The sequence below is a fragment of the Saccharopolyspora taberi genome, from assembly GCF_039534165.1.
GTDB classification, from domain to species: Bacteria; Actinomycetota; Actinomycetes; order Mycobacteriales; family Pseudonocardiaceae; genus Saccharopolyspora_D; species Saccharopolyspora_D taberi.
The window spans coordinates 1-18,619 of the sequence record NZ_BAAAUX010000039.1 but is presented as its reverse complement, the minus strand read 5'-3'; the positions used below and the strand labels follow the sequence as shown (position 1 = coordinate 18,619).

Here is an 18,619-nt window from a genome sequence, read left to right as displayed (position 1 = left end):
GCCTTGCCCCTCACGCCGAGGTGAAACTTCAGGCTCCCTCGCAGGGCCACCGGAGGCGGTGGTCCGCACAGGGTGCGCGCGCTGGCTACACACCGAGCCGCGGGACCGGTGGCGGCACGAAGTCATCCACAGTGGACGTTCATGGCGCGCCGCCACCCGGCGCGGCTCAGGCTCGCTGGAATCCGCCGACGTGCACGGCACCGCCGCCGCAGAGGCCGAACGTCGTCGGGCCGCCGTCCTGCTTCTTGGGCTCCAGCGCCAGCGGGGCGTCCTCGGGCAGCACGGTGACGTTGACCTCCCACACGATCGACGTGCAGGGCTCGCTGTTCGACCAGCGGACCTCGGCCGCCGCGGTCTCGCCCGGCAGCAGGTTGATGTTCGCCGGGGTGGGCGCGAGGTTGTTGTAGTACTGCGCCTCGGAGGGCTCCGCGTCCCGGTTCGTCATCGTGACGCCCGGGTAGTCGCCCCACAGCGTGCAGGTCTCGGCGCTCTTGTTGCTCACGTGGATCCAGCCGCTGGTGGAGCCTGCCCCCTCCTGGAGGGTGAAGGAGCCCGACAGGTTCTGCGAGGAGCACGTAGTGGCGGCGCCGTCGCCGGTACCGGAGGTGCCGTCGTTGTCGAAGTCCGGGTGACCGGCCTCGCGGGTCTCCGTGGGCTCGGATACCGCGCTGGACCCGGTCGGCTCCTCGGACTCCGAGGAGGTCGGCTCCTCGGAAGTCCCGGAACTGGTGCTGGAACTGGTGCTGCCGCCCGGCGGCAGGTTCGGCGGAGCCGGGCTGGTGCCCGCCTGCGGCGCCCCGCCGCAGGCGCTCAGCGCCACCGCCAGGGCCGCCACGCCGGCTAACCGCTTCGCACCACGCAAGGACATCGTGCCCCCTTCGAATTTCGCTTGCCTACGACCGGGAGACGCCTGGCGGCGTACCGGGTTGCCCGGCTCGGCGAAAGAAAGTGGACAGTCCTTTGTGGAGCGATGATCGTCCGATCGACGTTGCCCGCGAACGAAGATCCGACGATCAGTAGAGGTAGCGCTGACCGGTGTCGACCTTGATGTGCAGCAGCGACGGCCCGGTGGTGGCGCCGAACTCCGCGGCGAGCGCGGCGTCGAGCTCCTCCGGGGTGCACACCGCCCGGGCCGGGCAGCCCAAACTCGTTGCCAGGCCGACGAAATCGATGCCGCCGAGATCGACGCCCGGCAGCTTGGCTCCGCCCGCGGCCTCGCCGAGGACGGCGACCGCGGCGTACCGCGAGTTGTCCAGGATCACGAAGGTCACCGGGGCCTGCTCGCGCACCGCGGTCCACACCGCCTGGATGCCGTACATGCTCGACCCGTCGCCGATCATCGCGAGCGTGCGCCGGGACGGGTCCGCCATCGCGACGCCGACCGCCGCGCCGATGCCGTAGCCGAGCGCGCCCGAGAACCCGGTGAAGAACCCGCCGTCGGTGGACCGGATCGGGAAGTGCTCGTGCAGATCGTTGCGGTGGCTGGGAGTTTCCTCCACCACCGCGACGTCCTCGGGCATCGCGGCGTTGATCTCGTCGAAGACGTAGGCCGCCGTCATCGGCACCGAAGGGGCGGGCTTCGCCGGACGCCGGTAGCCGCGCGGCTTCGCCCGCTCGCTCTGGCCGACCAGCTCGGACACCTGCCGCACCGAGTGCGCCAGCGTGCCCAGCACCCCGCGACCGCGACGCGCGCGGGCGAGCACGTCGGGGTCGTCGTGCACCAGGAACAGCTCGGGCAGCTCGTGCTCGGCCTCGCCCCGGTAGACGTGGTAGGTGAACGCGGGCGCGCCCCACACCACGACCAGGTCGTAGGAGGACAGCTCCTGGGCCAGGGCCTTCTGCTCGGGGTGGAGGAAACCGGCGAAGCCGGGGTGGTCCTCGGGGAAGGAGCAGCGCGGCGACATCGGGCTCACCCACACCTCGGCCCGCGTCCGGTCGGCCAGCCGCACCATCTCGTCGACCACGCCCGCACCGTCCACAGCGGGACCGACGACGAACGCCGGGCGCTCGCAGGAGTTCAGCGCCTCGGCTAGCTCGGCCACCGCGGCCGGGTCCGGCGCGAAGCCGGGCGTGCGCGGCCGGTCGGCGACCGGCACGCCCGGCTGGTCCCAGTCGTCGGCGGGGATCGAGACGAACACCGGACCGTGCGGCGGCTGGGTCGCGAGCTGGTGGGCCCGCACCAGCGCGGCCGGGACGTCGGCGGCCCTGGCAGGCTCGCAGCTCCACTTCACGTACGGCTTCGGGAAGGACGCCGCGTCGGTGGCGCCGAGGAAGGGTTCGTCGAACATCAGCGACCGGGTCTGCTGACCGGCGGTGATGATCATCGGCGTGCGGTTGCGGTAGGCGGTGAACACGGCCCCGAGGGCGTGCCCGACGCCGCCCGCGGAGTGCAGGTTGACCAGCACCGGCTCCCGGCGGGCCTGCGCGTAGCCGTCGGCCATCGCGACCACCGCGGACTCCTGCAGGCCGAGGACGTAGCGGAAGTCGTCCGGCCAGTCGGTCAGGAACGGCACCTCGGTCGTGCCCGGGTTGCCGAAGACCGTGGTGAGCCCGAGCCGCCGGAGCAGCCCCCTGGTGATGTCGCGGACCGTCGCGTCCTGCACGTTCGCCCTCCCTCGTGTGGCGGCCGGCCTCGTGAGCCGGCCGCCAACAACCACATCACAGGGAGGTCCAGACCTCCAGATTGCGTTGCTCACGCAATTGCTGGTGGTGGACGCACTTTGCGTAGTGGTGCGGGTGGCGGAACCTCAGGCGCCCCCTGGCTGCGGGAGCGCCGACATCGCGTATGCCAAATACGCCACGTCGACGCTGTCCTCGCCAGAGGGCGCCTGAGAACCCGCGGCGGTGCGGGTTGCGTGCGTGGGCTAAGCGGCTTCGCCGCTTCGAAGGGTCCTCAGAGCTGCTTCATGCAGATAGTGCGGCCCGGGGCGGGCTCGGTGAACGTGGCGTAGACGTCGTAGTCGCCGGTGCACTCGGACTCACCGGCGGGGCTCGACGCGACCCCGGTGACCTCCTCGGTCGCGCCCGGCTCGCCGCAGGCCACCTTCTCCTCGATGCCCACGGCCAGCGGCGTCTTCATGCAGTCGCCGACCTTGACGTCCGGCACCAGGCACAGCGTGTACCCGCTGCCCCGGCGGCGGGTCTGGCTCACCGACGAGTACTCGTCGCCGCAGCTCTCGGAGCCGCTCAGGCTCTTGGCCACCACGAAGTCGGACTTGGCCGAACCGCAGGGCTCGCTCTCCCAGTCCGGCGAGGACATGCTGGCGTCGGTGATGTTCAGGCACTCGCCCGCCTCCGGCGCGGAACTGCCCACGGCGCCCGCGCCGAGCCGGATGAACAGCAGGACCAGGCCGAGCACGAACACACCGGCGATACCGCTGATGATCTTGCCCGCGGAACTCTTCTTCTGCGGAGCGGGCGGCGGCGGACCGAACTGGCCCTGCGGCGGCACCTGACCCCCCGGCGGGACCTGGCCGGGCGGGACCTGGCCGGGCGGCGGGTAACCGGGCTGCTGGGGCTGGCCCTGCGGCGCGCCCCACTGCTGCTGGCCGGGCATCGGCTGGCCCGGCACCGGCTGACCGGGAGCGGGCTGCCCCGGAGCCGGCTGGGCGGGCATCGGCCCCGACTGCGGATACCCCTGCTGCGGCCCGTACGGCCCGGGCTGCTGTGGTGGATAGCTCAACGACTTACCTCTCGCGCGATCTTCGATCGACGGAGGAACTTAACCCAGTGATCGCCCGCCGCGGACCGAATTGACGAAACCGCAGCCTCGGAACCTGTGTTCGTGCTCACCAGCGCAGATCCGCGACCGGTGGATCAGGCGCCGCGCTTGACGTCGCCGAAGCAGACCGTGAGCGCGGGGTCCTCGAAGGAGTACCAGCCCTCCTCGGGCAGGCAGACGCCCTCCGGGGCGGGGCTCGGCTCGACCTTGGTGACCTGGTCCTCGGTGGTCGGGTCGGCGCAGTCGGCCTTCAGCGGCAGCACGTCCTCGGCGTCGTTGAACCTGGTCAGGCAGTCGCCGACCTTCACGTCCAGCACCATGCAGTAGGTCGTGCCCTCGTAGGTGTTGCTGTAGTTCTTGGGGCAGCCGTCGCGGTCGGCGCGCGCCAGCACCTCGACGATCTCGTAGTCGGACTCGGCGTTGCCGCAGCTCTCCTTGGTGATCCGGCCGCCGCCCTCGTCGTGCAGGTCGACGCAGTCGCCGGTGCCGATGTCGGTGGCGCTGGTGGTCGACGTCGTCGTCTTGGAGGTCGTCGGCCGGGTCTGCGAGGTGGTCGGCGAGCCCCCGCCGTGCTCCTCGCCCGCCTGGTTGTCGCTGTTGCCGCCGAGCGTGAAGACCAGCACCAGCACGACCACCAGGACCAGCCCGACACCGCCCGCGGCCAGCCCGATGATCAGGCCGGTGTTGCTCTTCTTCGGGGGGCCGGGAGGGAACGGGGGCTGCTGCCCGCCACCTGCCGCCACGTTGCGCCAGAAGTCCTGCGATCCGTCCTGCGGGGACTGCCCCCACCCCGGCTGCGGTCCGTACTGTCCTGGCTGCGGTGGGTAACTCACCTGGTCCTCCTCGTTAATCCGAATGAGCAACTTAGCCGAGAGCACCCACAGGGCGGCGCCGGATCGGCAGATCCGACGCACCGGCGGCGACGTCCGTTCCGGCCGGAAGCGACCACCTGTTCCGGCGGCGTCAGCGCTTCGCCGGATCGTCGGCGAACTTCCCCTTCCAGTCGCCGACGAACCGCTCGACCGCCCTCGCCCGCGAGGCCTGGTCGGCCCGGTGGCTCATCGCGATGCCCTTGATCGAGTCGAAGAACTCGTGCATCTCGTCGTAGCTCATCTGGAAGTCCTTCAAATAGCGCTCGTGCGACTCCCAGGCGTCTTCCGATTCCAGGTAGATGAAAGCCAGGTCCTTCATCCACAACCGGTACATGAAATCGGGAATCATGTCGTTGTGGAAGAAGTAGAACTCGATCGTGTAAAGGCTCCAGAACTCGAACGACCACTCGGGGTCGTCGAACTTCTTGCCGCCGCGAATCAGGCCGAGAAATCTCTCGACGAAATTGACGGTCGCCTGGCTGTGACTGATCTGCCGCGCATGGTGGTACGCCTGCTTCGCGGTCTCCGCCTGGCGGGTCGCGACCGCGAGCTGCTCCGCGGCGACTCCGGCCTGCCTCCTCGAAACGAAGAGAGCACCGAGCGAGATCGCACAGGCGACCATTGCGACGATCGAGGACAACCACTGCGCCACACCGACCTCCGTTGGGCCACATGGTTCTTGTTGTGAATTCCGGGATCGACCGACCATAGCGCAACCGCGGCTCCGCACCGAAAAATCGCCCGAGCCCTGCGGAATCGACTCCACATCACTAATAGGTGACGACGGAACAACGAGGTGACCACCACCCGAACAGCCCATTCGGGCACGATTTCGGCGGACTGCTCTCGACGTTTCCGGCCACGCCGCGTGAACGAGGTTCCCCGCCCACCCCGGACCGAACCTGCGGCCGCCACCACGGACGCACCGACCGTCCCGAGTCACAACCGCAACAACCAGTCCCGCATGCCGAACCCCCGCCCCCGACACCGGTGGAATACTGGTCCGCGGTCCGGCTGTTGACTCCGGCACTGCCGATCACCTGCGAGAACCGACACCCCCGAGCGCCGAGGGAGCTGCGCGCCCGTGACCGACGGCCCACTGATCGTCCAGTCCGACAAGACCCTGCTGCTCGAGGTCGACCACGAGCAGGCCGACGACGCCCGCACCGCGATCGCGCCGTTCGCCGAGCTGGAACGCGCGCCCGAGCACGTGCACACCTACCGCATCACGCCGCTGGCGCTGTGGAACGCGCGGGCGGCCGGGCACGACGCCGAGCAGGTCGTGGACGGGTTGGTGCGCTACGCCCGCTACCCGGTGCCGCAGCCGCTGCTGGTCGACATCGTCGAGACGATGGGCCGCTTCGGGCGGCTCCAGCTCACCAACGACCCCGCGCACGGGCTGGTGCTCAACTCGCTGGACCGGGCGGTGCTGGAAGAGATCCTGCGGAACAAGAAGATCAAGCCGATGCTCGGCGAGCGCATCGACGACGACACCGTCGTGGTGCACCCCAGCGAGCGCGGCAGGCTCAAGCAGATGCTGCTCAAGGTCGGCTGGCCCGCCGAGGACCTGGCAGGCTACGTCGACGGCGAGGCGCACCCGATCGCGCTGGCGCAGGACGGCTGGCACCTGCGGGACTACCAGCAGCAGGCGGTGCAGTCGTTCTGGGCGGGCGGGTCCGGCGTGGTCGTGCTGCCCTGCGGGGCGGGCAAGACGCTGGTCGGCGCGGCGGCGATGGCCGAGGCCGAGGCGACCACGCTGATCCTGGTCACCAACACCGTCGCGGGGCGGCAGTGGAAGCGGGAGCTCGTCGAGCGGACCTCGCTGACCGAGGAGGAGATCGGCGAGTACTCCGGCGAGAAGAAGGAGATCCGCCCGGTCACCATCGCGACCTACCAGGTGATCACCCGCCGGTCGAAGGGCGAGTACAAGCACCTGGAGCTGTTCGACTCCCGCGACTGGGGCCTGGTGATCTACGACGAGGTGCACCTGCTGCCCGCTCCGGTCTTCCGGATGACCGCCGACCTCCAGTCGCGCCGCAGGCTCGGGCTGACCGCGACGCTGGTCCGGGAGGACGGCCGGGAGGGCGACGTGTTCTCGCTGATCGGCCCGAAGCGCTACGACGCACCGTGGAAGGACATCGAGGCGCAGGGCTGGATCGCGCCCGCCGAGTGCGTCGAGGTCCGGGTGACGCTGACCGACAACGAGCGGCTGGAGTACGCCACGGCCGAGGCCGAGGACCGGTACAAGGTCTGCTCCACCGCGCGCACGAAGGCGCCGGTGGTCAGGGCCATCCTCGACCAGCACCCCGGCGAGCCCGCCCTGGTCATCGGCGCCTACCTGGAGCAGCTGCACGAGCTCGGGGAGGCGCTGGACGCGCCGATCGTGGAGGGCTCGACCCGCAACAAGGAGCGCGAGGAGCTGTTCGACGCGTTCCGCCGGGGCGAGATCAGCCGGCTGGTGGTCTCGAAGGTCGCGAACTTCTCCATCGACCTGCCGGAGGCGTCGGTGGCCGTGCAGGTCTCGGGCACCTTCGGCTCGCGGCAGGAGGAGGCGCAGCGGCTGGGCCGCCTGCTGCGGCCGAAGGCCGAGCGCAGGCAGGCGCACTTCTACTCGGTGGTCTCGCGGGACACCCTGGACACCGACTACGCCGCGCACCGGCAGCGGTTCCTCGCCGAGCAGGGCTACGCGTACCGCATCGTGGACGCCGACGACCTGCTCGGACCGGCGATCCCGGACGTCGGGTGAGCTGACCGGACCGGCACCGCCGCCGGACCCGGACCCGCTAACGTTGCGGGCAAACACGGCACCATCGGGAGATCTGTTGAGCGGGGACAGTCACGGCGCCACCGTGGGTGGTGCGCATCGATTCGTCGGACTCGCGGAAAACCTCGAACGGCACGCGGGACGTCCGACCGCCGCCGAACCGCCGAACGTCCGGGGTGACAACCGGGGCTACGCGCTGGTGTTCTTCCACCAGGAGCGCTACCACCTGACGACGGTGATAAGCAGCGGGCTGCGGTTCCAGCCGCTCGGCGCCGAACCGGCGCAGGAACTGGCGTGCACGGTCTACAAGGAACAGGCCGAGGCCGCCCGGCACCTGGTGGACATGACCGCGGAAGTGCTGGTCAAGCAGCGCACCCACCTGGTCCCGGACCAGATCGTGCCCAACGAGCAGCCGCTGCTGCCGCAGACCGAGTTCCACGGGGTGCTGGCCAGCGGGCACCCGATGTTCCCGCCGGAGTTCACCAGGTTCACCGACGCCGACGGGGTCGAGCAGCTGCAGGTGTTCACGCTGCTCCCGGTGACGCTCGGCGAGCTGAACTTCATCCTCGACAACGGCGTGACCGCGCTGCGCCAGCAGTGGGCCCGGTTCGAGGTGGACGTCTTCGACCTGGGACGCCCCAGCGTGGCGTGAGGGTGTTGTGGGTTCCGGCTCGGTTTGCGTGGCGGTGCGGGTGGCGGAACCTCAGGCGTCCGCTGGCTGCGGTTACTTTTTCCGACGTATGTCCAATACGACGGAAAAAGCTGTCCTCGCCAGCGAACACCTGAGAACCCGCGGCGGTGCCGGTTGGCAGCGTGGGCTAAGCGGCTGCGCCGCTTGAGGACGATGGCCGGGTTGGGTTGTCAGTGGTCGGCCGGGGGTAGAGCTGCTCACAGGCCGGAAGCGGAAACCGGCGTCGGGCCGTCCGGGGTGACAAGATCGGTCCATGGACGGCAACGGGAAGAGGATCGAACTGGCCGACCTGGACGCGGTCCGCGTCTACGGAATTCCGATGCGCAACCGGTTCCGCGGCATCACCGTCCGGCAGGGCGTGCTGCTCGGCGGTCCGGCCGGATGGGGCGAGTTCTGCCCGTTCGAGGACTACGGCGACGCCGAGTCCGTCCCCTGGCTGGCCACCGCGCTGGAGGCGTGCGCGGGTGACTGGCCCGAGCCGGTCCGCGACAGCGTCCCGGTGAACTGCACCGTCCCGGTCGTCCCGCCGGAGCAGGCGCACGCGATCGTCGCCGCCTCCGGCTGCTCCACCGCCAAGGTCAAGGTCGCCGAACCCGGCCGCCCCGCGGCCGAGGACCTCGACCGCCTCGTCGCCGTCCGCGACGCGCTCGGCGCCTCCGGCGCCATCCGCGTCGACGCCAACGCCGCCTGGGACGTCGACACCGCGGTCGCTCGCATCCGCGAGCTCGACCGCGCCGCGGGTGGCCTGGAGTACGTCGAGCAGCCCTGCCCGAGCATCGACGAGCTCGCCGCCGTCCGGCGGCGGGTCGACGTCCGCATCGCCGCCGACGAGTCGATCCGACGCGCCGACGACCCGCTGCGCGTGGCCGTCGCGGGCGCCGCCGACGTCGCGGTCCTCAAGGCCGCTCCGCTGGGCGGCGTCCGCCGCGCGCTGCGCGTCGCCGACGCCTGCGGGCTGCCGTGCGTGGTGTCGTCCGCGGTGGAGAGCAGCATCGGGCTCGCCGCGCAGCTGGCGCTCGCGGGGGCGCTGCCGGAGCTGCCGTTCGCCTGCGGACTGGGCACGATCGCGCTGCTGGAGGGCGACGTGGTCGCCGACTCGCTGGTGCCGGTCGACGGCAGGCTGCCGGTGCCCAGGCGGGCGCCGGAGCCGGACCCGGCGCTGGTGGCCGCGGCGACGCCGACCGCCGACGTCCAGCGCCGCTGGCTCGACCGCCTGATCCGGGTGCACGAGCTGCTCTAGGTCAGCGCGCGGCCTCGTAGGCGGCCCGCATCCGGTCCGCGACGGTCGGGCCGCTCGGGGCCGGGCGGTGGCGGGCCCGCGGCCCGAGGTGCTCCTCCCGGAGCTCGTCCATGAACGCGTCCAGGGTCTCCGCACCACCGCGGGCCAGCACTTCCCCGCGCGCGAGGTACTCGTCCCCGGCCGGGAGGTACCTGGCTCCCCAGGCGCTGAGCTGGACGAGCACCGGCACCAGCTCGATGGCCTGCTCGGTCAGGCTGTAGCGGACCTTCTGCTTGTGCGAGGGGTCGTCGGACCTGGTCAGCAGCCCGTGCTCGACGAGCACGCCGAGCCGGTCGGTGAGGATGTTCGACGAGATCCGCTCGGGTCCCGCGAGCAGTTCGCGGAAGTGCCGGGCGCCGGTGAAGACGATGTCGCGCAGGACCAGCAGGGTCCAGCGGTCCCCGAGGATCTCCAGCGACAGGTTGATCGGGCACCCGGACCGCGCGTTCCTGCGCACCGCACTCTCCCTCGAACCGGTTGCATTCCGAGTCCAGTTTCCCCTACCTTGCAACCAGTTGCAAAACGAGAGTGGTTTGGAGGCGGCGATGGGGAACCTGCCGGAAGTCGTGTCGCGTGCGGAATGGCTCGCGGCGCGCAAGGAGCTGCTGCTGAAGGAGAAGGAGCTGACCAGGGCCCGCGACCGGATCAACGCCGACCGCCGCAGGCTGCCGATGGTCCGGGTGGACAAGGACTACGCGTTCACCGGGCCGGACGGCGAAGTGGGCCTGCTCGACCTGTTCGAGGGCAGGCGGCAGCTGGTGATGCACCACTTCATGTGGACCTACGACATCGACGCCGAGGGCAACGAGCACCCCCGCGACACCACCTGCCCCAACTGCGCGGCGAGCGCGGACGGCATCTCCCAGCTCACCCAGCTGCACGCCCGGAACACCACGCTGGTCGCGGTGTCGCGCGGGCCTTACGAGAAGATCGCGGCGTTCCGCGAACGGATGGGGTGGACGTTCCCCTGGTACTCGTCGGCGGGCAGCGACTTCAACTACGACTTCCACGCCACCGTCGACGACCGGGTGGCGCCGGTACTGCTCAACCACCGCACCGAGGCCGAGCTCGCGGCGGCGGGAACGCCCTGGTCCGCGGACATGCGCGGGGACTGGCCGGGGATCAGCGCCTTCCTGCGCGACGGCGACGCCGTGTTCCACACCTACTCCACCTTCGGCCGCGGCATCGAGTTCACGTGGGCGGGGAGCCCGTACCTCGACCTCACCGCGCTGGGCCGCCAGGAGGAGTGGGAGGAACCGGAGGGCCGCGCGACCCCGCTCGGCCTGCACGCGAGCGGCCCCGCCGTCCGGTTCCCCGACGAGTACGACGGCTGACCGCGGCGGGGCCGCCGACCGCTACGTCACGCCTCGCGCAGCTTGCAGGCGTGGTACGCGATGGACGCGGGCACCCACTCCTTGCGGAAGATCTCGTAGCAGTGCTCGAAGGTGATGGCTCCGCAGGCGTGGTAGGCCAGTTCCGGGTGCACGCCGTGGTCCACCGCGTAGCCCACGCAGTCCCGGAAGGTGCGGGGCGTCTCCGCCTGCGCCGCCGGTGCGGCGGCCACGCTCGCCGCCAGCAGCAGCGCCGGGGCCAGCACCTTCGCCATGGTCCTCAACATCATCGACTCCTAGTCCGGCGCGGACGGTCCGCGCCGGGGCAGAGTCAATGCCCGGGCGGGAGCGAGGTCAGGGAAGTTCAGCCTCCTGACGTGTCAGGTCACCGCGCGGAGTGGATCATGAAATCGAAGATCACTTTCCGCTGCGGCGGCGCCGGCGGATCAGCCGGAACACGACGGCCAGCCCGATGACCACCGCCGCGACCGGGACGACCCGCTTGAGCACCGGCGTGCCCGCCGTGCCGAGCAGGTCGATCGCCTCCTCCGACGGCACCGGCCCGCCCTTGACCACGGCGTCGGCCCGCTCCGCGGGCTCCTCCCGCGCCGTGCTCGACCAGCTCGTCTCGCCCGCGGGCGAGGTGACCCGCCAGCCGGGCCTGCGGGTCCGCTCGGCTCCGGCCGCCTCCGCGGGCGCGGAGACGGCCTTCTCTCCGTTGCCCGCCGCGGCTTCCGCCGCCGAGCGGTCGCCGTTGCGCGAGGTCGCGGGCGCCGCCGGTGCCGGCTCGCCCGCGAGCCGGTCCGACAGGCAGGCGGCGAACTGGCCGAGGATCTTGCCGCCGACCTCGGAGATCAGGCCGCGGCCGAGCTGGGCGGGCTTGCCGGTGACCTTCAGGTCGGTGTCGACCTGGACCGCGGTCCCGCCGCCCTCGGCCACCATGGTCGCGGTGACGGTGGCCGCGGCGGTGCCGTTGCCCCTGGAGTCCTTGCCGCTGGCGTCGATGACCACCTTGCGGGCGGCCTCGTCGACCTCGGTGAAGGTGCCGGTTCCCTTGTACAGCAGGGAAATCGGGCCGAGCTTGACCTTCACGGTACCGGCGAACTCGGTGCCTTCGGCCCTGGTGAGGGTGGCTCCTGGCATGCAGGGGGCGACCCGTTCCGGATCGAGCAGCGCCTTCCAGGCGACCTCGACGGGCACCGGAACGCTGAAGTGGTGCTGCATTTGCACTGGAAGGTCCTCCTGGTTCGGGCCGGGCGGGGTCCGCCTCGGGCGCGGTCGCCGATCCGGGACCGATTCTGTCCCGGATCGGCGCTCGGCTCCACCCGCTCGGCGATTCCGCCGAGGCTCAGGACCCGCTCGCCGCGGCGAGCACGGCCCGCCCGGTGAGCACTTCGGCCAGGTGCCTGCGGTAGTCCGGGTCCGCGCTCGCGTCCCCGGGCGGGCTGGTGCCCTCCGCCGCGTGCGCGGCGGCCGACCGGATCGCCTCCGCCGTCGCGGGCGCGCCGACCAGCGCCCGCTCGACGCCGACCGCGCGGACCGGGGTCGGACCCATGCTGGTGAGCCCGATCCTGGCCTCGGCGATGGCGCCGTCGGAGATCCGCACCGCCGCGGCGACGCCGACCATCGACCACGCCTGGGCGACCCGGTTGAACTTCTCGTAGTGGGCGCTCCAGCCGGTGAACTTCGGCACCCGGACCTCGACCAGGATCTCGTCGGGCTCCAGCGCGGTCGTGAAGTAGTCCACGAAGAACTCCGCCGCCGGAACGGTCCGCCTGCCGCTCGGGCCCGCGATGACCATCTCCGCGTCCAGCGCGAGCGCCGGGGCAGGCAGGTCGCCCGCCGGGTCGGCGTGCGCGAGCGAGCCGCCGAAGGTGCCGCGGTGGCGGACCTGCGGGTCGGCGACCGTGCGGGTGGTCAGCTCCAGCAGCCTGGCGTGCTGGTGGACCAGCGGGTCGCGGGCGAGGTCGTGGTGCGTGGTGGTCGAGCCGATCACCAGGGCGTCGCCGTCCTCCCGGACGCCCCGCATCGCCGGGATCCTGCCGACGTCGACGACGACCCTCGGGTCGGCCAGCCGCATCCGCAGCACCGGCAGCAGGCTCTGCCCGCCCGCCAGCACCTTGGCGTCCTCGCCCGCCTCGGCCAGCGCGGCGACGGCTTCTTCCACAGTGGACGGTGCAACGTAGTCGAACTGCGCGGGGATCACTGGTCGCCTCCCTGGATCGAGCCGAGACCGCCGCCTGCTTCCGGCGCGGTGGACTTCGCGGCGCGGGCGCCGGTCACCGCCCGCCACACCCGCTGCGGCGAGCACGGCATCTCGACGTCGTCGACGCCGAGGTGCCGGACGGCGTCGACGATCGCGTTGACCACCGCGGGCGTCGAGGCGATGGTGCCCGCCTCGCCGACGCCCTTGACGCCCAGCGGGTTCGAGGTCGCGGGCGTCTCGGTGCGGTCGGTGGTGAACTCCGGCAGGTCGGCGGCCGACGGCACCAGGTAGTCGGCCAGCGTCGCCGTGGTCAGCGTCCCCTCCTCGTCGTAGACGGCCTCCTCGAACAGGGCCTGGGCGATGCCCTGCGCGAGTCCACCGTGGACCTGGCCCTCGACGATCAGCGGGTTGACCACCGCGCCGACGTCGTCGACCGAGACGTAGGAGCGGATCCGGACCCGGCCGGTCTCGGTGTCCACCTCGGTCGCGCACAGGTGGGTCCCGTGCGGGAACGAGAAGTTGTCCGGGTCGTAGGTGGCGTCGGCGTCGAGGTTCGGTTCGACGCCGTCGGGCAGGTCGTGCGCGGCGAACGCGGCCAGCGCGATGTCGCCGAGCGCGGTGCCCCGGTCGGTGCCGCGGACCCCGAAGCGCCCGGCCGAGAACTCGACGTCGTCCTCGGAGCACTCCAGCAGGTGCGCGGCGATCTTCTTGGCCTTGGCCACCACCTTGTCCGCCGCCTGCACCACGGCGATGCCGCCGACGGTCAGCGACCGCGAACCGTAGGTGTCCATGCCCTTCGGCGAGCTCTGGGTGTCGCCGTGCAGGACCGTGACGTCCTCGAACGGCACGCCCAGCCGGTCGGCGGCGATCTGGCTCCACGCCGTCTCGTGCCCCTGGCCGTGCGCGGACGAACCGGTCACCACCTCGACCTTGCCGGTCGGCAGCACCCGGATCGACGCGTGCTCCCAGCCGCCCGCGCCGTAGGACAGCGAGCCGAGGATCCGGGACGGGGCCAGGCCGCACATCTCGGTGAAGGTGGAGATGCCGATGCCCAGCTGGACCGGATCACCGGTGCGCCTGCGCTCGGCCTGCTCCTGCCGCAGCTGCTCGTAGCCGAACAGCTGCATCGCCCTGTCGGTGGCGGCCTCGTAGTTCCCGGAGTCGTAGGTCAGGCCCGCGACCGTGGTGTACGGGAACTCGTCGTGGTTGATCCAGTTCTTGCGCCGCAGCTCCATCGGGTCCATGCCCAGCTCGGCGGCGAGCTCGTCCATCATCCGCTCGATCGCGAACGTCGCCTCCGGCCGCCCGGCGCCGCGGTAGGCGTCGGTGGGCGTCTTGTTGGTGAAGACGTTGGTGCAGCTGAAGTGGTAGGCGGGGATCTTGTAGATGGCGTTGAACATGAACGCGCCGAGGATCGGCACGCCCGGGGAGACCAGCCGCAGGTAGGCGCCCATGTCGGCGAGCAGCTCGACCTTCAGGCCGGTGATCGTGCCGTCGCGGCGGGCCGCGATCGCCAGCTTCTGCACCTGGTCGCGGCCGTGGTGGGCCGAGACCATGGTCTCCGAGCGGGACTCGGTCCACTTCACCGGCCGGTTGAGCTTGCGCGCCAGCAGGAAGGTGATGACCTCCTCCGGCGTCACCTGCAGCTTGCCGCCGAAGCCGCCGCCGACGTCCGGGGCGATGACCCGGATCCGGTGCTCGGGCTCGCCCAGCGTCATCGCCAGCATCAGCCGCAGGATGTGCGGGACCTGGGTGGCCGACCACATGGTGATCTGCTCCCCGGTCGGGTCGACGACGACCGAGCGGGGTTCCATGAACGCCGGGATCAGCCGCTGCTGCCGGAAGGTCCGCTCGACCTTGACCTCGGCCGCGTCCAGCGCCTGCTCCACGTCCCCGCCGGTGCCCGCCTCGGCGGAGTCGAAGGTCCAGGTCGCGTTCACGTTGGTGCCCAGATCCTCGTGCACCAGCGGCGAATCCGCCTTGATCGCCGACTCCATGTCGAGCACGACAGGCATGTCCTCGTAGTCCACGTCGATCGCGTCGAGGGCGTCCCGCGCCTCCGCGGCACTGCGGGCGGCGACCACGGCGACCGCTTCGCCGGCGAAGTTCACCGTGTCGACGGCGAGCGCCGGAGCGTTCGGGGACTTCATGTCCTCGGTGATCGGCCACGCGCACGGCAGGCTGCCCTGCTCGCCCGCGATGTCCCGGCCGGTGATCACCGCCTGCACCCCGGACATCCGCCGGGCCTCGGTGACGTCGATCGAGGTGATCCGGGCGTGCGCGACCGGGCTGCGCAGGATCGCCAGGTGCAGGGTGCCCGGCGGGGTCGAGTTGTCGGTCCAGCGGGTCCGGCCGGTGATCAGCCGGGCGTCCTCCTTGCGCTTGCGGGCGCGGCCGAGCTCGGGCTCAACGGTCGAGGTCATGACTGCCGCCTCTCCGCCACCCGGGCCTCCTGCTCGCCCGTCCGCTGCATCGGTGTGTCCTCGGTGTGCTCTATCGGCGGCCCCGCGCCCGGACTCATGTGCTGGGCGGCGTCCTGCACGGCCTTGACGATGTTCTGGTACCCGGTGCAGCGGCAGAGGTTGCCCTCCAGGCCCTCGCGGACCTCCTGGGCGTCCGGGTCCGGGTTCTCGGCGAGCAGGTCGAGCGCCTGCATGATCATCCCGGGGGTGCAGAACCCGCACTGGAGTGCGTGGTTGTCGTGGAACGCCTGCTGGATCGGGTGCAGCTCGCCGTCGCGGGCGAGCCCTTCGATGGTGGTCACCTCGCCGCCGTCGGCCTGGACGGCGAGCACCGAGCACGACTTCACGCTGTGGCCGTTCAGGTGAACGGTGCACGCGCCGCAGTTGCTCGTGTCGCAACCGACGACGGTGCCGACCTTGCCGAGGCGTTCTCGGAGGTAGTGGACAAGGAGAGTGCGAGGCTCAACGTCGTCGGTGAACCGGCTGCCGTCCACGTTGACGGTGATGCGCGGCATTGCGGCCTCCTCGGTGGGTCACGCGGCTGGGCGCGGACGTTCGGGAACCGACTGCTCCGCCTGGGTGACGGGCGTCACATCCCCAGAGCCTGCTACGCCGAGGAGGCAGGAGCAAGCGGGCTCAAGGGTGACGGTGGATCGGGCGGGCCGAGCCTTTCGAGGAAAGCGGGCTGTTCGCCGGGGAACGCCGGCCGCCGGGGAACGGGAACTCCGGCCGCCGAGGAGCGGGAGAGGCCGTTCGCCCCTCCCGCGTTCGATCTCCGCCCGACGCTTCCCTAGACGACGGCGTGCTGGAGCAGCTTGAGCAGCTCACCAGCCAGGGGGTTGGCGCCGCCGGAGGCGATCCCGGTGACCAGCGCCGTGCTGACCTGGCCCACCAGGCTCCGCAGCCGGTGCGCGGGCTGCGGGTCCTGGATCTGCGAGCTCGCCTCCATGGCCTCGACGACCCGGCGCCGCACGGCGCGCTCGGCGCGGCGGCTCAGGCCCGCCTCGGGCAGCCGCTGGAGGACCTGGCGCAGCACCCGCTGCAACTGCGCGACGGCCGGGTCGTCGGCGTCCGCGCCGCCGCCGGTGTTGATGGTGTGGGTGTAGACCGTGCCGGTGATGATCGTCGTGTGGTGCCGGGTCATCAGGTGGATGTGCGAGTCCCCGGTGCCGGCCGGGGGTTGCTGGTCGATCCGCCGGACGCGTTCGCGCAGGTGCGCGTCGATCTGGGCCGTGATCTGTTCGGTCAGCCGCTCGGCCGGGTCGTCCTGCGGGCTGACCTCGTAGTCGGGCATCGGTCGTGCGTCTCCTCGGTGAAGTTGATGGGCAGTGCGACCGCGCCCCGACTCGCGGCCGTGTGTGCCACCCAATCGCACCGAAGGTCAGTCACGCCACGTGAAAACGCTCGCGGACGACCAACGGTTCGAATCATCGACGAACGCCACGAAAGTGATCGGTGACACTGAACGTAGCGGCCAAGTGGATCTTGACAGCAAGATCAACGACCGTGGTGGATCGGTCCCTCCCGCTCGGACAGCCGCTGACCGCCGCCGCCCCAGCGCAGCGCGATCAGCTCCGCCGCGATCGACACCGCGGTCTCCTCCGGCGTCCGCGCGCCGAGGTCCAGGCCGATCGGCGAGGACAGCCGGGCCAGCTCCCGCTCTCCCACGCCCCGCTCGCGCAGCCGCCGCAACCGGTCGTCGTGGGTGCGGCGGGAGCCCATCGCGCCGACGTAGGCCAGCCGCTGGCTCAGCGCGACCTCCAGCAGCGGGACGTCGAACTTCGGGTCGTGGGTCAGCACCATCACCGCGGTCCGCTCGTCCAGCCGCCCGGCCTGCGCCTCCGCGGTGAGGTAGCGGTGCGGCCAGTCCACGACGACGTCGTCGACGTCCGGGAACCGGCTGCGGGTGGCGAACACCGGCCGCGCGTCGCAGACCGTGACCCGGTAGCCGAGGAACGACCCGATGCGCGCCATCGCGGCGGCGAAGTCGATCGCGCCGAAGACCAGCATCCGCGGCGGCGGCTCGAAGGCGTTGACGAACACCCGCAGCCCCTCGCCCCGGCGCTGGCCCTGCGGACCGTATTCGAGGACACCGCTGCGACCGGTCGCGAGCATGCCGCGCGCGTCGTCGGCCACCGCGTCGTCGATCCGCTGCTCGCCGAAGCCGCCGCCGACCCGGTCGTTCCAGACGATCAGCCGCCTGCCCACGCGCTCCGGATCCGGGTGCTCGACGATCGTCGCGACCGCCACCGGCTCCTCGGCGCGCACCGACCCGGCCACCTCCCCGAGCTCCGGAAAGGAGTCCCGGTCGACCCGCTCGACGAACACGTCCAGGATCCCGCCGCAGGTCAGCCCCACCGCGAACGCGTCGTCGTCGCTCACGCCGTAGCGCTGGAGCCCCGGCGGATCGCCGCCCAGCGCCGCTTCGCCGCGCTCGAAGACGGCGCCCTCGACGCAGCCGCCCGACACGCTCCCGACGGCTTCGCCGTCCGCGGTCACCAGCATCGCCGCGCCCGGTGGCCGCGGCGCCGAGCGGAACGTCGCCACCACGGTGCCCAGGCCGACGGGCTCGCCTGCCTCCCAGCGCTTGATCAACTCGTCCAGCACATCACGCACGCCGACTCCCCGCGTTGTTCCCACGTCGCACCCACGACCACACCTGCTCCAGTGCGTGCAGGCTGTGCCCGGCGACGATCCCGTCAACGTGCGGCAGTGCCGCGACGATTCCCGACTGCACCGGCAGGTACCCGTCGTGCCCCGCGTGCGGGTTCGCCCAGACCACCGAATGCGCCAACCGGCGCAGCCTGCGCAGCTGCTCGGCCAGCAGCGAGACGTCCCCGCGCTCCCAGCCGTCGGAGAAGACCACCACCACCGCACCGCGCGCCACCCCGCGCTGACCCCAGCGGTCCAGGAACGCCCGCAGCGTCTCGCCGAGCCTGGTCCCGCCGGAGAAGTCCGGCACCGCGCGGGCCGCCGCGTCCAGCGCCCGCTCCGGATCGCGCTGCCGGAGCTGCCTGCTGACCCGGGTCATCCGGGTTCCCAGCGTGAACACCTCGGTGCTGGCCGGGGACCGGCGCACGACGACGTGCGCGAAGCGCAGCAACGCGTCCGCGTAGGGCGCCATCGACCCCGACACGTCGACCAGCAGCACCACCCGCCGCGCGCGCCGCGCCCGGCTCCGCCGTGGCAGCCGCAGCGGCTCCCCCGCGGTGCGCAACAGCTCCCGCATGGTCGCCCGCGGGTCGAGCGCTCCGCGCTTCGACGCGGCGCGCCGCAGCGCCGGCCGCACCGGC

The 18,619-nt window shown here is 71.7% G+C and carries 18 protein-coding genes; 4 read left to right on the top strand and 14 right to left on the bottom strand.

What is annotated here, in order from left to right; translation table 11 throughout:
• Positions 1 to 166 precede the first annotated feature (166 nt).
• From ABD691_RS31915 to ABD691_RS31895, 5 genes are all read right to left on the bottom strand, one after another.
• Positions 167 to 868, bottom strand: coding sequence for a DUF4232 domain-containing protein (locus ABD691_RS31915; RefSeq protein ID WP_344686086.1), 702 nt, complete (start codon positions 866 to 868; stop codon positions 167 to 169).
• 145 nt (positions 869 to 1,013) lie between these two features.
• On the bottom strand, positions 1,014 to 2,603 hold the full coding sequence (gene mdlC / locus ABD691_RS31910) for a benzoylformate decarboxylase (RefSeq protein WP_344686085.1): 1,590 nt from the start codon (positions 2,601 to 2,603) through the stop codon (positions 1,014 to 1,016).
• Between the two features lie 290 nt (positions 2,604 to 2,893).
• On the bottom strand, positions 2,894 to 3,682 hold the full coding sequence (locus tag ABD691_RS31905) for an LppU/SCO3897 family protein (protein ID WP_344686084.1): 789 nt from the start codon (positions 3,680 to 3,682) through the stop codon (positions 2,894 to 2,896).
• Positions 3,683 to 3,816: 134 nt separating this feature from the next.
• On the bottom strand, positions 3,817 to 4,554 hold the full coding sequence (locus ABD691_RS31900; RefSeq protein ID WP_344686083.1) for a hypothetical protein: 738 nt from the start codon (positions 4,552 to 4,554) through the stop codon (positions 3,817 to 3,819).
• A 130-nt stretch (positions 4,555 to 4,684) separates the two neighbouring features.
• The gene (locus ABD691_RS31895) at positions 4,685 to 5,245 is read right to left on the bottom strand and encodes a hypothetical protein (protein WP_344686081.1); all 561 of its coding nucleotides are present in this window, start codon (positions 5,243 to 5,245) and stop codon (positions 4,685 to 4,687) included.
• A gap of 432 nt (positions 5,246 to 5,677) precedes the next feature.
• Between ABD691_RS31895 and ABD691_RS31890 the strand changes: the two genes are divergently transcribed.
• From ABD691_RS31890 to ABD691_RS31880, 3 genes are all read left to right on the top strand, one after another.
• Positions 5,678 to 7,339, top strand: a complete 1,662-nt coding sequence (locus ABD691_RS31890) for a DNA repair helicase XPB (protein WP_344686080.1) — start codon at positions 5,678 to 5,680, stop codon at positions 7,337 to 7,339.
• A gap of 76 nt (positions 7,340 to 7,415) precedes the next feature.
• A complete protein-coding gene (locus ABD691_RS31885; RefSeq protein ID WP_344686079.1) occupies positions 7,416 to 8,009 on the top strand; it encodes a suppressor of fused domain protein in 594 nt (197 codons plus the stop codon).
• A gap of 292 nt (positions 8,010 to 8,301) precedes the next feature.
• The gene (locus ABD691_RS31880) at positions 8,302 to 9,288 is read left to right on the top strand and encodes an o-succinylbenzoate synthase (protein WP_344686077.1); all 987 of its coding nucleotides are present in this window, start codon (positions 8,302 to 8,304) and stop codon (positions 9,286 to 9,288) included.
• Between the two features lies 1 nt (position 9,289).
• On the opposite strand, the gene ABD691_RS31875 is transcribed toward ABD691_RS31880, so the two are convergent.
• Complete coding sequence (locus tag ABD691_RS31875) at positions 9,290 to 9,784, bottom strand: winged helix-turn-helix transcriptional regulator (RefSeq protein ID WP_344686076.1); 495 nt, start codon at positions 9,782 to 9,784, stop codon at positions 9,290 to 9,292.
• Positions 9,785 to 9,872: 88 nt separating this feature from the next.
• Between ABD691_RS31875 and ABD691_RS31870 the strand changes: the two genes are divergently transcribed.
• Complete coding sequence (locus ABD691_RS31870; RefSeq protein ID WP_344686075.1) at positions 9,873 to 10,661, top strand: DUF899 domain-containing protein; 789 nt, start codon at positions 9,873 to 9,875, stop codon at positions 10,659 to 10,661.
• Between the two features lie 26 nt (positions 10,662 to 10,687).
• Here the strand turns inward: ABD691_RS31870 and ABD691_RS31865 are convergent, their stop codons facing one another.
• From ABD691_RS31865 to ABD691_RS31830, 8 genes are all read right to left on the bottom strand, one after another.
• Complete coding sequence (locus tag ABD691_RS31865; RefSeq protein ID WP_344686074.1) at positions 10,688 to 10,948, bottom strand: hypothetical protein; 261 nt, start codon at positions 10,946 to 10,948, stop codon at positions 10,688 to 10,690.
• A 127-nt stretch (positions 10,949 to 11,075) separates the two neighbouring features.
• Positions 11,076 to 11,888 (bottom strand): SRPBCC family protein, encoded by an 813-nt coding sequence (locus ABD691_RS31860; protein WP_344686073.1) that lies wholly within the window; start codon positions 11,886 to 11,888, stop codon positions 11,076 to 11,078.
• Positions 11,889 to 12,006: 118 nt separating this feature from the next.
• Positions 12,007 to 12,864 carry an FAD binding domain-containing protein gene (locus tag ABD691_RS31855; RefSeq protein WP_344686072.1) on the bottom strand — a complete coding sequence of 286 codons (858 nt, stop codon included), beginning with the start codon at positions 12,862 to 12,864 and terminating at the stop codon, positions 12,007 to 12,009.
• Positions 12,861 to 15,287 carry a xanthine dehydrogenase family protein molybdopterin-binding subunit gene (locus tag ABD691_RS31850; protein ID WP_344686070.1) on the bottom strand — a complete coding sequence of 809 codons (2,427 nt, stop codon included), beginning with the start codon at positions 15,285 to 15,287 and terminating at the stop codon, positions 12,861 to 12,863. Before ABD691_RS31850 ends, ABD691_RS31855 begins: the two co-directional genes overlap by 4 nt.
• On the bottom strand, positions 15,284 to 15,841 hold the full coding sequence (locus ABD691_RS31845; protein WP_344686069.1) for a (2Fe-2S)-binding protein: 558 nt from the start codon (positions 15,839 to 15,841) through the stop codon (positions 15,284 to 15,286). Before ABD691_RS31845 ends, ABD691_RS31850 begins: the two co-directional genes overlap by 4 nt.
• Before the next feature lie 275 nt (positions 15,842 to 16,116).
• The gene (locus tag ABD691_RS31840; RefSeq protein ID WP_344686068.1) at positions 16,117 to 16,620 is read right to left on the bottom strand and encodes a hypothetical protein; all 504 of its coding nucleotides are present in this window, start codon (positions 16,618 to 16,620) and stop codon (positions 16,117 to 16,119) included.
• A gap of 203 nt (positions 16,621 to 16,823) precedes the next feature.
• A complete protein-coding gene (locus ABD691_RS31835) occupies positions 16,824 to 17,942 on the bottom strand; it encodes an XdhC family protein (protein ID WP_344686066.1) in 1,119 nt (372 codons plus the stop codon).
• On the bottom strand, positions 17,935 to 18,619 hold a 685-nt coding region (locus ABD691_RS31830; RefSeq protein ID WP_344686065.1), incomplete at its 5' end, for a VWA domain-containing protein. The genes ABD691_RS31830 and ABD691_RS31835, both read right to left, overlap by 8 nt.

Bases quoted from the DNA above. Each gene is read 5' to 3' on its own strand.
- ABD691_RS31915 (WP_344686086.1), bottom strand. From the start codon at position 868: ATGTCCTTGCGTGGTGCGAAGCGGTTAGCCGGCGTGGCGGCCCTGGCG.
- ABD691_RS31880 (WP_344686077.1), top strand. From the start codon at position 8,302: ATGGACGGCAACGGGAAGAGGATCGAACTGGCCGACCTGGACGCGGTC.
- ABD691_RS31870 (WP_344686075.1), top strand. From the start codon at position 9,873: ATGGGGAACCTGCCGGAAGTCGTGTCGCGTGCGGAATGGCTCGCGGCG.
- ABD691_RS31865 (WP_344686074.1), bottom strand. From the start codon at position 10,948: ATGATGTTGAGGACCATGGCGAAGGTGCTGGCCCCGGCGCTGCTGCTG.
- ABD691_RS31850 (WP_344686070.1), bottom strand. From the start codon at position 15,287: ATGACCTCGACCGTTGAGCCCGAGCTCGGCCGCGCCCGCAAGCGCAAG.
- ABD691_RS31845 (WP_344686069.1), bottom strand. From the start codon at position 15,841: ATGCCGCGCATCACCGTCAACGTGGACGGCAGCCGGTTCACCGACGAC.
- ABD691_RS31840 (WP_344686068.1), bottom strand. From the start codon at position 16,620: ATGCCCGACTACGAGGTCAGCCCGCAGGACGACCCGGCCGAGCGGCTG.